This window comes from Pseudomonas sp. 30_B (assembly GCF_017491605.1).
In the GTDB taxonomy this organism is placed as follows: Bacteria; Pseudomonadota; Gammaproteobacteria; order Pseudomonadales; family Pseudomonadaceae; genus Pseudomonas.
Genome location: NZ_JAFGYY010000087.1, coordinates 1 through 691 on the forward strand (window position 1 = coordinate 1; position 691 = coordinate 691).

At 54.0% G+C, this 691-nt stretch carries 2 protein-coding genes; both read left to right on the forward strand.

The window, feature by feature from the left end; translation table 11 throughout:
- Positions 1-368: DUF3304 domain-containing protein (locus tag J5M67_RS27335; RefSeq protein WP_207888533.1), on the forward strand; the 368-nt coding region annotated here is incomplete at its 5' end.
- The coding region (locus J5M67_RS27340; RefSeq protein WP_207888534.1) for a DUF3304 domain-containing protein at positions 365-691 on the forward strand (327 nt) is incomplete at its 3' end. The genes J5M67_RS27335 and J5M67_RS27340, both read left to right, overlap by 4 nt.

Here is a 691-nt window from a genome sequence, read left to right on the forward strand (position 1 = left end):
GTACGGTTGCGTCGCGCATAGGCAGCGGTGGCGGACAAATGATCTGCTGTGCGTCTGCGCCGGGTAAGTGGCATCCCGGCTTGACTGTCACGTTGCGGTGGCAAGACGACACGCTGTACAAGAAGGACCCGGACGCGATGGCGAGCCGGGTGGTTTCCGTCGGGAAGCACGAGCATTTCTCCGACGGATTTCTATGGGTGCTGTTTTTTCCGAATGACAGGATCAAGGTGGACGCATCGCAAGGGATGCCCGGTTGTCCGGGGTTCCCGGAAGGGTTGCAGACGCCGGACAGCCCGTGTCCGGAGCACTTCACGCGTCTGAGCGACGATCCGCGCTGTTCGCAGCCTGGCAAGAGAATCAAATTATGAATAAGTGCTTTGTTAAATTGAATGGACTTATTGCGTTGTTTGTGTTTGCGATTTTGATGTGTGGCGGCTGTTCGCGTACATCGCAAAGCTCGTCCGATGAAGCTGAAATGAAACATGAAGTGACATCATCCTCGGAAAGTGAGGTGATGAGTTTGAATTTAAATGCGCTGAATTATACGGAAATTCCAATAGGGAAATTCTATGTCGATGGCACTTGGGGCGGCAATGTCAGATCCCGCATCGGAAGCGGTGGACTTGGCATCCTGTGTTGCGTTTCGCTGCCCAAGAAATGGCGCCCCGGATTGACTGTAACAGTCGAGTGG